Source organism: Microcoleus sp. PH2017_05_CCC_O_A (genome assembly GCF_020738785.1).
GTDB lineage: Bacteria > Cyanobacteriota > Cyanobacteriia > Cyanobacteriales > Microcoleaceae > Microcoleus.
The window spans coordinates 1-12,734 of record NZ_JAEQCB010000144.1 but is presented as its reverse complement, the minus strand read 5'-3'; the positions used below and the strand labels follow the sequence as shown (position 1 = coordinate 12,734).

14 protein-coding genes are annotated in these 12,734 nt (G+C 42.2%); 5 read left to right on the top strand and 9 right to left on the bottom strand.

What is annotated here, in order from left to right; all coding sequences use genetic code 11:
* Positions 1-80 precede the first annotated feature (80 nt).
* The gene (locus JGK20_RS26585) at positions 81-482 is read right to left on the bottom strand and encodes a hypothetical protein (protein ID WP_293232726.1); all 402 of its coding nucleotides are present in this window, start codon (positions 480-482) and stop codon (positions 81-83) included.
* A 168-nt stretch (positions 483-650) separates the two neighbouring features.
* Here JGK20_RS26585 and JGK20_RS26580 point away from each other — a divergent pair, with 168 nt between their 5' ends.
* Positions 651-1,070, top strand: coding sequence for a hypothetical protein (locus JGK20_RS26580; RefSeq protein ID WP_293232724.1), 420 nt, complete (start codon positions 651-653; stop codon positions 1,068-1,070).
* A gap of 12 nt (positions 1,071-1,082) precedes the next feature.
* Positions 1,083-1,496, top strand: a complete 414-nt coding sequence (locus JGK20_RS26575) for a hypothetical protein (protein WP_293232722.1) — start codon at positions 1,083-1,085, stop codon at positions 1,494-1,496.
* A gap of 125 nt (positions 1,497-1,621) precedes the next feature.
* Here JGK20_RS26575 and JGK20_RS26570 read toward each other — a convergent pair whose 3' ends face one another.
* The 4 genes from JGK20_RS26570 to JGK20_RS26555 form a co-directional block, all read right to left on the bottom strand.
* Positions 1,622-2,386, bottom strand: a complete 765-nt coding sequence (locus tag JGK20_RS26570) for a tetratricopeptide repeat protein (RefSeq protein ID WP_293232720.1) — start codon at positions 2,384-2,386, stop codon at positions 1,622-1,624.
* A gap of 39 nt (positions 2,387-2,425) precedes the next feature.
* On the bottom strand, positions 2,426-3,034 hold the full coding sequence (locus JGK20_RS26565; RefSeq protein WP_293232718.1) for a COP23 domain-containing protein: 609 nt from the start codon (positions 3,032-3,034) through the stop codon (positions 2,426-2,428).
* 50 nt (positions 3,035-3,084) lie between these two features.
* Complete coding sequence (locus JGK20_RS26560) at positions 3,085-3,681, bottom strand: COP23 domain-containing protein (protein WP_293232716.1); 597 nt, start codon at positions 3,679-3,681, stop codon at positions 3,085-3,087.
* A gap of 322 nt (positions 3,682-4,003) precedes the next feature.
* Positions 4,004-7,315, bottom strand: a complete 3,312-nt coding sequence (locus tag JGK20_RS26555; RefSeq protein WP_293232714.1) for a hypothetical protein — start codon at positions 7,313-7,315, stop codon at positions 4,004-4,006.
* A gap of 189 nt (positions 7,316-7,504) precedes the next feature.
* Here JGK20_RS26555 and JGK20_RS26550 point away from each other — a divergent pair, with 189 nt between their 5' ends.
* Positions 7,505-7,729 carry a hypothetical protein gene (locus JGK20_RS26550; protein WP_293232712.1) on the top strand — a complete coding sequence of 75 codons (225 nt, stop codon included), beginning with the start codon at positions 7,505-7,507 and terminating at the stop codon, positions 7,727-7,729.
* Positions 7,730-8,308: 579 nt separating this feature from the next.
* Here JGK20_RS26550 and JGK20_RS26545 read toward each other — a convergent pair.
* Together JGK20_RS26545 and JGK20_RS26540 are read right to left on the bottom strand one after the other, a co-directional pair.
* Positions 8,309-8,932 (bottom strand): siphovirus Gp157 family protein, encoded by a 624-nt coding sequence (locus JGK20_RS26545; RefSeq protein WP_293232710.1) that lies wholly within the window; start codon positions 8,930-8,932, stop codon positions 8,309-8,311.
* Positions 8,933-8,934: 2 nt separating this feature from the next.
* The gene (locus JGK20_RS26540) at positions 8,935-9,108 is read right to left on the bottom strand and encodes a hypothetical protein (protein WP_293232708.1); all 174 of its coding nucleotides are present in this window, start codon (positions 9,106-9,108) and stop codon (positions 8,935-8,937) included.
* Between the two features lie 65 nt (positions 9,109-9,173).
* On the opposite strand from JGK20_RS26540, the gene JGK20_RS26535 reads away from it, so the two are divergent.
* Both JGK20_RS26535 and JGK20_RS26530 read left to right on the top strand, forming a co-directional pair.
* A complete protein-coding gene (locus JGK20_RS26535; RefSeq protein WP_293232706.1) occupies positions 9,174-10,250 on the top strand; it encodes a hypothetical protein in 1,077 nt (358 codons plus the stop codon).
* A gap of 133 nt (positions 10,251-10,383) precedes the next feature.
* The gene (locus tag JGK20_RS26530) at positions 10,384-11,430 is read left to right on the top strand and encodes a Fic family protein (RefSeq protein ID WP_293232704.1); all 1,047 of its coding nucleotides are present in this window, start codon (positions 10,384-10,386) and stop codon (positions 11,428-11,430) included.
* A gap of 297 nt (positions 11,431-11,727) precedes the next feature.
* On the opposite strand, the gene JGK20_RS34665 is transcribed toward JGK20_RS26530, so the two are convergent.
* Both JGK20_RS34665 and JGK20_RS26525 read right to left on the bottom strand, forming a co-directional pair.
* Positions 11,728-11,991 carry a GIY-YIG nuclease family protein gene (locus tag JGK20_RS34665; RefSeq protein WP_366039513.1) on the bottom strand — a complete coding sequence of 88 codons (264 nt, stop codon included), beginning with the start codon at positions 11,989-11,991 and terminating at the stop codon, positions 11,728-11,730.
* A 79-nt stretch (positions 11,992-12,070) separates the two neighbouring features.
* The gene (locus JGK20_RS26525; protein WP_293232702.1) at positions 12,071-12,451 is read right to left on the bottom strand and encodes a hypothetical protein; all 381 of its coding nucleotides are present in this window, start codon (positions 12,449-12,451) and stop codon (positions 12,071-12,073) included.
* Positions 12,452-12,734 lie beyond the last annotated feature (283 nt).

The following is a 12,734-nucleotide window of genomic DNA, read 5'->3' as shown; positions in this document are numbered from 1 at the left end:
TTATCGAGAAGCTGGAGAAACAAATATGGCACAGGCACAACGGCTCGCTGGCTATGGTCTAGACGTTTTGAAGAAGCTGTTTAGAATGAAATAGCCCTGATATAAAAAGTGACCACTGCTAAGTCTAATTTAGGTAGCTGTTGGACGTTGGAAGCAGGCCAAACTTTGTTGTCATAAGTTTGAATCTCAAGATTTATCTTGATTAGAGCTTTAGAAGTTTTATTGTCTGAGTTAGGAATTAAATCTTTGCTCGAAGCCACTACATGAGCAGCCGTCAAAACTGCACAAGCATTTTCAGTACCTTGAATAAAAAAGCCCGTGCCGTGTTGCTCTCGCCCATTCAACTTTTGACTCTGGATAATGACCGAACTCTGCTTTATATTTTGTTCTACCCTTTCAACAGGCTCTCCCTGAGTGCAGCCAACGAGTAAGAAAGCAGCAAGCTCAGGAATAATAAGCCAGTACCAAGTTATTCTACGCATCACTCTTTTTCCTAAAGGATCGTATTATGGCGGAAGTAAAAAGACAGTGTATAATACGGGAAAGTCATGGAACATATGTTGGGGGCATCTGGCAGAGAAAGCGTAAAAGATACTGTTCCCAAGTATTATAGTACATTCTTTAAGCGCAGTCAGTTCAAATAGAACAAAATGAATCGTCCTTTGAGTATTGTCATTATCGCAGGCTTACGGTTAGTCATTGGCTTTTTTTATATTGGTTGGGGTGCTTCAATAATCCATCTAAGTTTTACTGTTATACTCAAGATTCCTCAGCAAGAAGTAGGTGTAAATTTATATATGGGACCCTATGATGCCCACTATTTATTTAGAGGATTAGGAGCGTATTATATTGTTTTAGGTCTATCCTCTATTGTGTTAAGTTCGCGTATATGGAAACGAAAAAAATGGAGCTGGAAAGGTGCTTTAGCCTTGAGCGCTATTGATGTTTGTCTCCAAATCATTGATTTAACACCACGACCTCTAGTACATAATTATATTATGCTAGGTTTAGGGCTAAGTATGATTGTATACTTAGTTAAGCAAAAAAAAGTAGACTTTGTGTTTGATTAGCTTTAAAAAAAAATGAATCGTCCATTAGGTATTAGCTTGCTCGCTATTTTAAATTTTTTTAGCTCTGTTTTTCTTATAATGGGTGGAGTTTTGTTTATATGTATTGGTTCTTTTAGGATTACTACTTATAAATTAGGTTTAATTTTTGCTCAACAAAGCAATTTTCCTCTTAATGCAGAAGGTGTTTTCAAATATTTAGGATTCTTCTTATTTCTTCAGGGATTAGTTCTTATGGGATTAGCCATTAGTATGTGGAGAATGAAGCAATGGGCTTGGATGGGACAAATAGTTATTTACCCAATTCTTTGGTTTTTAAGTATTCTTACATCCCCTATAACAGTCCAAAATTTAATAGGCTTTACATTCAACCTTATTATTATCATATATATGTGCCGTTCTCGAATAAGAAATGCTTTTCTAGTTTAGAGAAGACAGTGTAATTTAATAAGAACAACATCCAAAGATTATCATTCTTTCAGGGCAGTCTGAGAGCTATGTCTTTGATTCGGCCTATGTTATTATGGGGAACAAGCTCATCATACAAAATTTGTTTACTTCAATTGTTTGTTTAATCGTTGGCGATTATAGATTGCTACTTCGTTATTGGGGTCAATTTTTATTGCTTGTTCAAATGAACGCATAGCTTGGTTATATCGCTGCAAATTCTCCAGAGCAATACCTCGATTATTCCAGGTCTTAGAATCGTTGGGGTTAATTTGTATCACGATGTTACATGAAGAGAGCGCTTCTTCGTATCGGTTTAGTTTAAGAAGTATCCAGCTTCTTAACTCTAAGGTACTATATAAACCCTTAATCTCTAGCGAGCGATTACAAGATTGAAGAGCTGCATCATATTGCTGCAAGTTATACAATGTTCTACAGTTAAATAACTGGGTGTCAGCATCATCAGACTTGAGCTGAAGTGATTGATTTAAGGAGAGCAGTGCTTCATCATACCGTTTTAACTCCATTAAAGCAAATCCTCGCCACTTCCAAACCTCCCAAAGGTTTGGATCATCAGGAAACAGTTTAATTATCTGTTCTGAATTGATAACCACGTCGTTATATTGTTCCAATACCAGTGGCAACCACACTTGACAGCTCCATCCTGGACCAGAGTCTTGCTTAATTTCTATTGCTTTGTCGCAAGCTTGACGAGCTTCATGATTCTGTTTTAATAGCATTAGAACAAGTCCTTTAAGAGCATAAAATCGGTCGGGATTTAAAACCAATATGACAGCAAATATTACTGCTGCCAATGTTCCTAATCCGGCTACTGCTAGTAAACTTTTTTGGATTAGCGCTCTCAATTTCATAATTATTAATTGCTCTGCGGTTATTAGAAAAATTGCTAGCTATCGATCTTTTTCTGCTAGTTGGGAAGCCAAATCTATGGCTAAGGGTTCAGATGACAAGCCTTTTTCAATCGATGACTGTTCGCCTTCTGAATTTTGGGGTGTAACTGTTATAAGGTTTTTCGGTAGAAGAGCCTCACCCATTTCTCGAAGTATTGAGTCAGGGTTAGTACCACGCTTGAGTGTTAACAGTATGGGACAACTAGAACTAGAACCACTTTTTTTGGTTTTGGCACAGATAACGTATTGTTTGGGTGTGTTAGGATCATTTTGATAAGTCAACTGAGTTAATCCTTCTTCTCGGTATTGATCCAAACGTTTTGCAATTTCGCGACATCGCTTTTCAGGTGGCCAGTCATCACCGAGTGCAGAAACTATTTTCAACCAAGGTTTTGTCCCTTCATCGTATCGATACATCACCGTCCAAACTCTCTTCCCTTGAGTGGAGCTAGGTTGGAGAGCGCAATAGAAGCGATCGCTCTCTTTGACGACCAAAGAGACGGGAACCCAACCCATGTAGACGGCTAGGGCAATCAGAAAACCACCTGTACCGGATAAGGCACCTATAATATTTACAGCTAGATTGATTTTTTCTTTCCGTGTTGTCATTTTACCTAGTTTAATCCAACTTAATTTAAGGACTTATTTCGTGGAAAAGTTTAGTTGCCAGCTATTCGGTCTTCAATTGCTAACTTATCGGTCAAATCAATGACTAACGCCTTTGATAGAGAACTTTTGGGAGATGGAGAGTCAGGATCAGAACCTTGATAGACACCAGAGTTAATGTTCCTCAATAGAAGTGCATCAGCTATCTCACGCAATGTCTTGTCAGGATCATCATCAGGCATTAGAGTGATGAGTAGTTCGCAACCTCGTCCACTTTTCTTGGTATTGGCACAGATTATGTACTGCCTTGGTGTAGCTGGATCGGTACGGTAAGTTAACTGAATCAGCCCATCTTTTCGGAGTTTTTCTAAACGTTCTACAATTGATTCACAACGCTTACTCTGTGTCCATCCATCACCAAAACTTCTAACTATCTTCAACCAGGGTTTTTTGTCATTATCATTGCGATAAGTCACTACATAAATATAATTATCCCCTGTCGGCTCTGGTTGAATTTCACAAGCAAAACGACTGTTCCAAGGAATAATGACTCCCCCCCTAGCCAGCCAGTAAGTACCAATAGCTGTTACAAAGATGAATGCAAGCACGGTTGCAAGTACAACAGGCTTACCTATTTGTCTATTTAACATTGTCTTTATTGAAACTTTACAGAGCTAACTTCACACTACAAAGTGACATTTCCGTAAAAGGTACGCTCTCCATATCCTTTCGGTGAATAAGCTTTCAAGAGTGGGCTGTCGTGTCGCCAACGAATCTTTATTGCTTTTGCGTAAACCTTGAACCCTTAACCATTATAGCCTTGTGTCCGCTAACGCTACAACAGGTTGGCTGTTCTGCGGACGTACAGAATGTGCAAACCTTGCATAGCCTTGTACGTGACAAGGCGTTCTGGGAGGCGACAAAGTTCAACCAGCAGCCACTAACTAAGGATGATCCTCAATCCCTCCTAACTCATCCTGACCTGTTGGACATTGATATAATCCCAATCCTCAACCAGTCCCCGCAATCCTTCCGCCAGTTCATAAATCGATTCATTAGCTTCGCCTTGGACTTCGCACGCGATCGCTCTTGACAAGAAATTGGCGATACAAGCGATCGCCCTTGACAAGGAGTTGCCGGTACGGATAGCGATCGCTCTTGACAAGGGGTTGGCGCGACTTCTGCAAGTTTCTCAACTGATTCAATTAGCCGCACGGAACTAGGGTTGATATTTAAGATCAAAGCGCTGCCTTTAGGCGAGGGTTCAATAGTGGCCTCAAAGGTAGTGCCGATCGGCAATTTAGGTGAATTAGCAGAGAACATAGCTAGCTCTTGTCCGTCAAGGAGGACAATAGGGCTGCCGTCGCGCCTCGAACCGCTACCGCTAACAGAACCCACCTCAAAAGTCAATGTTTTCTGCCTCCATTTAGGAGAACTAAAGTCAACATCTTTCAAGTCATTGTACTTCTGTCCAATCAGTTCAGCTCTGTCAAACTGAAAGGTTTGCAATTGCTGGCAAATTTCATCCGTAAACAAATTGAGAACCAATGCTGCTTTAGGTGTTTGGTTTTGGGACTCAAGCCAAGTATAATCAGCAGGAGCTACAATGCGTGAACTGACATCTTTAGTGCGGCCAAGACCATCACGGTAGGTTAAGTCTAGACTGTCGATGTCGTTGACATTTTCGCCAAACTTTCTTTCAAAAATTCCCACCAGTTTGTCGCTGGGTTCAATTAAGGCAAAATTGACCATTGGCAGGCTTGAATGCAAAGTTGCTTCATATTTAATACCTTTGCTGTCTAACAATTCTTTCCAATGTCCAGCTAAGTCTTTGCCAACTGGCTGTCGCTTCTTATCCCTGACAGTCTTACCGCTGCCGTCCAATTCAAATTCCTCGAAAGGGACGCTCAGAACGTAAGTGTCTTTTGGCATTGCTTCGTGCAGTCGCTCGTACTCAGGTTCAAGGGTGAATTCAATCAGCAATTGGCGAGAAAGTTCCTTACAAGCTTTGCGAGGGACTTCTAAGTTGGGATTTGTGGTTTCGACGTGCCACATAGCACTAGCAGCTAAAAACCGTTCTTCAGGGTCAGTCCAAGCTTCGGTCACATCGGCTCTTAAGCTCTCGTATAACTTGCTGACGGCTTCTTTAATTGCCTTAGAATCGCCGCCGCACTCCAAGTGAATTTCGCCCATCCTTTCTCGATAGCGTTCCTTAATATCTTGCGCCCACCTGACATAATGTTTCTCCCATTTTTCCCGTTCATCCAAGTCGGAAGGAGACTCAAAAAGATAGCGAAATTCGTCGCGGTGGCGGCTTTTTAGACGAGTTGGTTCCCACTCTGGGTTAACAGCCTCCCTAGCAATGCAATTGATAGCGGTGCCGTCTCCTATAGGTAATGGTACGGTTTTGTAAAGCCTGGGGTCGTCTTTGTAGTCAAATAGGTAGCTTGGGTGCTGTTCTGACCACTGCTTAGCCTTGGAAAGCAAGGTGGGGTGGTGGTCTTCGGTGCGAGTAGCACTTTTGGGACTGTCCACTTCAATTTGCAGGGCATCAAACAGCTTTCCAAGAAGCTGACGCTTCTGTTGATTGAATAAACTTTCTGGCTGTCCCGGTTCTGCTGCTGATGATTGCACTCTCCCGATTAAGGTAGCCACCCAGCCGATTTTATTTTGGGCGATCGCTACGGCAATTTGCCGCAATTTGGTATACTTGCGATCGCCATCACTATCGGTAGCTTTAGTGTAGTCAACTTTCTCTCGCTTTTCAACTGCATCGTACTCATTCTCTTGATTAGCGTGCCTGGTTTCAGAGGCGATATTCGGCATTCGGGAAGCAGGCGTAATCACTAATTGATCGCCGTCAAAATCACATTGATGATGCTGCATGGCTTGGTCAGAGCGAATGAAAACGCACCCTTTGTACTGCGTTAATTCAGGATGGTTTTTGTTGTCTACTGTGTAGCGGCGGATGTTATCTTTACTGACAATTGGGTATCGGGTAACGATAACTTCTGTGCCGTGTCGCAAGTGAGGCGCAACAATTGTACCGGGTTGGAGGTTTTCACAAGGTTGAGCCATTGCTGAACCGTGATGAATTGCTCCCTTAATTGCTAAATCTTTCCACTTTTTAGCCAGTTGTTCTTGCATGAAATCGACGACTTTGGGAAAGTCGAGGAGTTGACCGAGTTTGTCGTTCCTCAAAATTGATATTAGTCGGGATTCGTTGCGCTGGGCTTTTTCATCTGTTTCGTCTTCTAATCCGCTGCTGTCTTCGTGAAAGTTGGATTGAAAAGCAGCTTTTTTGTCGTGTTGCTCTACTAAGTATTTGGCAAGTTGCAGCCGGTTATTTTGCAAGTCAGCTAGCTTTTGGGCTTCAACTTTAGTCGGTGTGGCGATGTCAGCCCCAATAGCTGCTTCGGAATACCAAATCGAAAATTGCCAGGAATTTTCGTATTCAGTTACTTTGGCGTTGCCTCGATTTCCTAGTATAGCTTTGGGAAATTCGTAGTCGCCACAGGGGATAAGTTCAGCTAATTGCTCTTTAGCAACTCCTTTGATAGAGGAGCGATCCATAATGATATCATAATCCAAGTCGGAGGTTAAATTAGCATCAGGCAACAGCGTTCCTTTGGCAAGAAAGCTAATTTCGGGAGTGTGGCAGTCTTCTTGCTTCCATTCCTGCATCCAGGCAAATCTGAATTGAAAAGGTCGGTTGTAATTCCCTCCTAATTGTTGGGCTAGTGCCGGTGAAATTTTACCGTGACAGTCTCCGGTTTGCCACTTATGAGCTTTCGCTTTTTCACTTGGGTCATCGCTTTGAGAATCAACAATTTTGACTCGCAAGGTTTCGCCGTCAAGGGAGCTATCTAACAATTTGGCTCCTTGGTTGCAACTGCTAACTAGCAGTGAGCCATAGCGACAGGCGTGGTCGGGTTGAGTTTTGAATACGCTCAACAGTTTGGTTGAGAGTTCTTTGTCTGCAAAGTACACATTTTTGCCGGAGCTGAAAGCAACTCTTCTGGTAATACCATCTCCGAAGTCGATGTTTTTGAGAGGGTCGAAACTGCTATCATCTGGGTCGGGTTTAACGATGGTTAGGGATGCTAATTCTTCAGGTTCAAAAAGCAGTTCAAGCAGGGAGTTACGCAGCACTTCTGATTCAGCTTGGTACCGCCCCTTTGCTCTACCGTCAGTCAAGGACATATCAAAGACTGGGATTTTTAGTCCTTCCCCAGCTACCCATTCTGTGGAGCGATATTCTGGGGTAAGTTTTCTTCTGCTCATTGATTAGCTCCTGAATCCTAGTTTTTACATTTTTAGGACTTACGCACAGTAATAGTCCAGATTTTGACAAGGTTGTTCCTTCACAAATTCCTGCTACTGAGTGATATTCACCCCCTCCAATTGGAGGGGTTTAGAAGAAAAAAGTAGCGTGTTACAATCAGAATGACAATCCCAATGTGGAGAAAAAAAGTGAAAGTAGTTCGCACAACTACGGCTATGGAAAGCCGGCGAGATTATTTCTATGATAGCGATAGTGATGTACTTGCCTGCGTTGCTTTTGGAGAAGGTGAAAACAGTCAGCAGTTGGGAGGTTTAAGCCTTGATTCTGACGGGGTTATTAAAGCTAGAGCGTCAAAGTTGTTCAATGTCACTGAAGAACAAGTTGAAAACCCTCAATACTGGATTGATTTGTAATAGATATGGCAATTTTCAGTATCATGAGGTACGCTTCGGGTCTTCCTGAGTTTTGAATGCGTTAATTTTGAGTTGTGAGTTAAAGAAAACGGGTGCATCTCAATTTTGCAAGGGCGAAGTATTCCGGCAGACAATTTATTAGTGAAAATCAGAGATTTACTGCCGGAATACTTCGCCCATACGAAGATATTTGTAAAAATGAGATCCACCCAAGAAAACTCTTAAAACTCAAAACTCAAAACTCAAAATTCATAACTCCCAAGGTCGGTAATAGGTAATCGGTAATCGGTAATAGTTAATTTCAGGATTGGTAATTTTCGATCGTGTTAGCTACCAGCCCGGCATGGACGATTCATGCTCCCTTACCATGCCTCATTACGCATTACTTTGTACCAATTACGTTGTACCAATTACCTAGCTAACTGAAAAATGCTATATCGAGAGAAATTAAGTTTTCGCTCTTACAAAACAAGCGTTTCACATTCTTTTTCGGAGGGGTCTAATTTCGAGGGGTCTAATTCGGATATGTCTAATAATTCAGGTGTCAGATTAAGGCATTGCTGACACCTGAAAAGATGACTAACGCCGTTTTTTGGACTGCGTTTTATCCGAAGAACGACTCTCAAGCGTCTGGTTGGCTTGAAGAGAGTGCAAATTGTTACCGGGAAGCAAGCTGTAAACCACTTTGCGCTTGCGGAAAACCCTAGTGCCATCTACAGGCATTCCTTGTTTCCAAGCGTCTGCAATCGCCTTTTTGTCGGCAGAAATTACGGTTTTGGTTTCGACTCGACGATAGGATTCTGGCAGTTGAGATGGGTCAATCAAAACTTCACAGGTAGGCGGATTTTCCTTGACAGTAATGCGGCGGTGTTTGCCAATAACTTCGGAAGTTAACACGCCGCACTCGTTGAAGTAGAGAACGGTTTGGTCTAACCGCTCTCTCCACCCCTGGAGTTTGTTGATAGCTCTTGAATGCAGTTCTATCAAATACTGCATCCGGGCTGTAATTCCTGCAATTTCGGCATCAATTTGGTCGGCTAAGTCGGCATGGGCATCAACAGCGAGTTCCTGGGTTTCTTGGGTTTGCCAAAGGGATTGCAGCAGTTGGTCAATTTCTTCTGAGCTTTCTGCTGACTCTAGTTGATGCCAAAGTTGAGCCGCAGTTGTTGAACTTTGAGCAAGCGTCGCTGTGGCTAAATTCATGCTTAGTATCCTCCGTTGATGCAGGTGTGATAATAATCGCGGCGTTCTTCGATTTGAGTAAGTGCAGCCATTGTTTCCGGGTCGGATTTAAGAGAGACTTGTTTGTCGTTTTGAATTTTGCTAACTGGTTGAGAATGAGTTAAATTTTGTGAGTTTGACAGGGTGATTTTTTGCATACAATTCAAAAAACTTTCTTAAAAATAGCGCGGCCGCGCTCTTAAAAAAAGGAGTATTTAAAGTTATGAATTATCCTATAGTTTTTTACCCAAAAGTGGTAATCCAGTTCTGCCATCAATATCCTTTGCCAGAGGCAACTTCTAATTGTGCCACCTCATCCCAACTTCAAGAAACTCAACAATTCGAGCAACCTGTTGTTTTGCTGACTCCGCCTCAACCACCTGTGGTGTTACCTGTCAAGTTGCTGTGGTTAATTTGGGTGTTTTGGCTCTATGGTGCGATCGCACTTCCGCTGTTAGCTATTTCCTGGGGTTGGCTGTGGTGGGAAATGCTGTTGGTAGTAGCTGCTTATTCATGTTTAATTGCGGCTGCTTATAGTTATGTGTTTGGTTGCCGTCAAAAACTGCTATCCAGGTATAAACAGCAAATTCTTGAGTACAACCAACAAAATATATTATCCCATCAAGATTTATCATCGAATAAACAGCAAGAATTTTCTAGTTTTAAGGTGGAAAAAGAAGGGTTGCAGACAGGTTTAAAAAGCGCAAAACTTGAGTTAGATTCCAGAAATCGATCGCTCAAGGATTTGATGTCACTTCGGGTTAGTTCGACAGGCATATCTCAAGCTCGGCAAGGAGTGAGCGAAGAGCGCTTTTTGCAATACTTACAGCAATATTTCGAGGAAGTTGTCCAAGCAGCAGAGTTTAAAATTCCGTCATCTCAGAGGAGCTATTCAGCAGATTTTACTGTAATTCACACTCCATCTGGACTCGGAATTGATGTCGAGATTGATGAACCTTATGCTGGCAAATCTAAGAAGCCCACTCACTGCTGCGATGCTGACAGCGATATGCGCCGCAATCAATTATTCTTAGAGTGGAATTGGATTGTGGTTAGGTTTACTGAAAAGCAGGTGGTTCAGGCTCCTTTGAGCTGTTGCAAGTTCTTGGCGATTGCGATCGCCTTTGTAACGGGCGATCGCTCTTATTTAAAGCAACTGGAAACTGAACCCGATTTGCTGAGCGTCAAACCTTGGACAACAACAGAGGCAAGGGCTATGGCTAAAAGCAACTATCGCCTTACTTATTTATCTGGATTTGGCGTCGGTTCTGCTTGCGATCGGCTTTCATCACAACCGTAACCGTTAATCATTATGGTAATAACTGTAATTTTTGATTTTCAGCTAAAATCCAGAGTGAATGACAGATTTTTTCGGGTTGTACCAAGGCAATTTTAGATGTTAACGGATTCATTAAAAGGGATAAAAAATAGATATGCTGTCATTTGAAGAGGGGTTCATTGAAAGTCAACAACTCAACCAAAGACTTGTGCAAACGATTCGCTTAGTTGGAGAATACAAGGGAAAGCAGGAGTTATTCAAGCAACAAGCCCCACAAGTTTTAGGTACTTTGCGCCAAGCTGCGGTTATTCAGAGCACCGAATCTTCTAACCGCATTGAAGGCATTACAGTGCCGCTAGAACGGATTAAGAAATTAGTAACAGAAAAAACAACGCCGCGCGATCGTTCAGAACAAGAAATTGCGGGTTATCGGGACGTGCTAACTACAATTCACACCAGTTATACCCACATTCCTTTTAGTACAGGTGTCATTTTACAACTGCACCGTGACCTTTACCAATTTGCTGTTAATACAGGCGGGCGCTGGAAAACAGTGGATAATGAAATTAGCGCTACTTATCCTGACGGGACTAAAGTGGTGAGGTTTCAACCTACTCCCGCTTATGCTACTCCTGCGGCAATGGAACGCCTGCAAGAACGGTTTAATCGCCTCTGGGAATCGGGCGAGATAGAGCCTTTATTGCTGATTCCCACTTATATTTTGGATTTCTTGTGCATTCATCCATTTTTAGATGGAAACGGGCGGATGGCAAGGTTGCTGACTTTGTTGCTGCTATACAAAGCCGGTTATGAGGTGGGGCGATTTATTAGTTTGGAACGGATTGTGGAGAGAACTAAGGAAAGCTATTATGATACGCTTTACCAATCTTCCCAAGGATGGCATAAAGAGCAGCACAACCTATTACCTTGGTGGGAGTATTTCTTGGGAGTCATGCTGCTGTCAGCTTATCGGGAATTTGAGCAGCGGGTGGGATATGTTACATCCGCAAAAGGAACTAAAACGGCGATCGTATTGGATGCAATTAACAATTTGCCTCAAGAATTCTCGATTAGGGAATTGCAAGAACGGTGTCCGACAGTGGGAATTGATTTGATTCGCCGTCTATTGCGCCGGGAGAGGGATGCGGGGCGTTTGGAATGTCGGGGACGAGGAGTTGAGGCGCATTGGCGAAAGCAATAGATATCTCCCAAAAAGACAGTTATGAACAGGCCGTTGGGCCTGTTCCACAATCGTTATGGGAAATGTCTAATAGATACAGGAATTACGCACAAACAACTGGGTGTTGAGTTTAAGTACGAAACTTAACACCCAGTTGCAACTATTTATGCAAGCTAATGAAAGCGGTGTAGACCGGAAAATTGGCTTCTTGGTAATGGGGAAAAAGGTAATCGATCAACTGTATCTCACAATGTTTGAAAACTGTTATGTTTCATCCTAGTGGGATTGCATTTCCTACAAAAAAGCTGATTTTTCCTTTCAGTTTTTGCAAAGAGGGCAAAAACGTTTATGATTTTTTTGCATTTTGATTCTCCTCTCAAAACTTTTGTCTGCAACCCAGCATTCTGCCAAGACAAAGTTTATTCCGCGTTCTCGGGCAGCGGCGCAAAATTTAGCACCTCTGCCTTTTTTATGTTTCCAAAGCCTTTCGTCCAAATCTTTTGTCCAGCCGACGTAGTGTTGGGCTGGATGAGTTGAACATATCGGCTTTTCAAAGTGCAGAAGATACACGTATCCTGCCATTTTGTTTGCCATTTTTGAATGTGGTGAAAGATGTTTGCGGCTGCCGGAAAAACAAACTTGTCTCTCCGGCATAATTGAATTACCAGTCGATTTTTAGCTCGCAGTTTTTGTTGGTGCCGTTGCTACTACCGTTGTTGCTGTCGTTGTTGCTGCCGTTGTTGCTACGGTTGCTGCTTTCTTGAGTGAATTGGAAGTTTAATGCCAGCAGTTCTTGCTCAAGAATTGACTTTCTGTCTTGGATTTTTTTGTCCCTCACAAGTCGCAGAGCGTGGATTATTTGGTCGAGCGTTTGATAGCTTGTTTGTTGAAAATTCAGTACAATTGTTGTTTCCCTGCCCATGATGTACAGTTCGTTTTCTGTTTGGTGGACGCAGGTTAAACTATTGAAGTAATAGGTGTAGGTTTGTGATAGTTCCATTTTTTTGTCCGATGCTTTATTTTTGGGCGCGACAGCGCTCATAAATTTGTTTTTTCGTAAATGTTAGTGACTACGATAAAATGTATAAATAATTTATTTTTACCCATGTTGACTCACAAATTGTTTGAGCAAGCACCGTCTCAATTTACTTAATAGTTACGCCAAAATAGTTGATAAATACGTTAAAAAGCTGTCATAATTAGTGGTAGTAATCAGTAATTGGTAGTCCTACCTGGTAAGGATACTTGGGGGGATAAAACGGTTGACCCACCGTTATCAAAACCCTGATATGGCAGAACTACCCAGGAATTTATGTCGCAACCAT